This window comes from Vibrio sp. OPT41 (assembly GCF_015163595.1).
GTDB lineage: Bacteria > Pseudomonadota > Gammaproteobacteria > Enterobacterales > Vibrionaceae > Vibrio > Vibrio alginolyticus.
In genome coordinates, this window is record NZ_JADDYH010000109.1 from 1 (window position 1) to 208 (window position 208).

The following is a 208-nucleotide window of genomic DNA, read 5'->3' on the forward strand; positions in this document are numbered from 1 at the left end:
TCTGGCTTCACCACCAATTCAAATACGGCATTGCCATCTGCTGTGGCAGTGTAAGTAAAGCTGCCATCACCATTTGTTGTCTCAGCAAGTACGACAGGCTCACCGTGAGAGGTTAACCCTGCTACTGGATCTGCTGTTGCATCAAGCTGGTATTTAACAACGCTGTCCGAGCCTTCAGTTGTGCTGAAAGAACCCGACATGAACGCAT

General features: G+C 49.0%; 1 protein-coding gene. It reads right to left on the reverse strand.

The genetic code is table 11. The annotated features are described in order from the left end of the window. The coding region (locus IQP38_RS26100) for a hypothetical protein (protein WP_193838158.1) at positions 1-208 on the reverse strand (208 nt) is incomplete at both ends.